The organism is Actinotalea sp. C106, from assembly GCF_023630195.1.
Taxonomy (GTDB): Bacteria; Actinomycetota; Actinomycetes; order Actinomycetales; family Cellulomonadaceae; genus Actinotalea.
The window spans coordinates 1-1,035 of record NZ_JALPKN010000539.1; the positions used below are offsets into that span (position 1 = coordinate 1).

Genomic DNA, 1,035 nt, shown 5'->3' on the forward strand with positions numbered 1-1,035 from the left:
ACTTGTGGCCAGCCGACCTTCGAGGAGCCAGGACCCGCGGACCGCCGCGACGACCTGCGGCACCCCCGCGGCGTGCTCGAGGGAGGCGACGAGCTCGGTCGCGGCCGGGGCGTCCGTGGGCCGCTGGTCACCGCACTGCTCGAGCACGGCGCTGGCCGCTGCGGTCACCTCGGCCTCGAGGCGGTGCTGGGCAGCCTCGCGACGCCGTGCCGCTTCGTCGAGCAGGGCCACCAGGTCGGCGACGCCCTCTCCCGTCCGCGCCGAGGTGGTGAGCAGCCTCGCGCTGCCGAGTCCGTCCTCCTCGAGGAGACGACGCAGGTCCTGGCGGCAGGCCTCGACCTCCTCGGCGGCGAGCCGGTCCACCTGGTTGAGGACCACGACGACGACCGCGGCGTGCCCCGCGAGCCCGCGCAGGTAGCGCTCGTGCACTGCCGCGTCGGCGTACTTCTGCGGGTCCACGACCCACACCATCAGGTCCACCAGGGAGACGAGACGCTCTGCCTCGGTGCGGTGGGCGACCACGACCGAGTCGTGGTCGGGCAGGTCGAGGACCACGAGCCCGTCGGTCGCGAGGTCGAGGGCCTCGGGCCTGCTGCTGGGTGGTCTGCTGCTGGGGGGCGTGCCGTGGTCGGCGACGGGGCGGTCGAGGTGGTGACGGCGGCGCACGCCCAGCCAGTCGAGCAGGGGCCCAGCACCCTCGGGCCCCCGGACCATGGCGAGGGGTTCGGCCGTCGTGGGCCGCAGGACGCCCACCGGGGCGAGGTCGGTCCCGGTCACGGCGTTGACCAGGGAGGACTTGCCCGAGCCCGTGGACCCGGCGAAGGCGACGACGGTGTGCTGGTCCGAGAGCCGCATCCGCTGCCCGGCCCGGGCCTCGACGGCCTGCACCTGCGCGAGGACCTCCGCGGGCAGCACCTCGCGCCCCGCGCGCACCGCGACGGCGAGGGAGTCGAGCCGCTCGACGAGACTCACTGCCACAGCCGCCTCCACCACGCGCGCAGGCCAACGGCCTCGGGGTCCTCCGCACGGTCAGGT

Annotated in this window: 1 protein-coding gene; it reads right to left on the reverse strand. The window is 75.4% G+C overall.

All coding sequences use genetic code 11. From position 1 onward, the window contains the following. Positions 1 to 978 (reverse strand): GTP-binding protein (locus tag L0B03_RS18335; protein ID WP_250448506.1); only part of this gene is annotated, 978 nt, incomplete at its 3' end. Between the last annotated feature and the right edge of the window lie 57 nt (positions 979 to 1,035).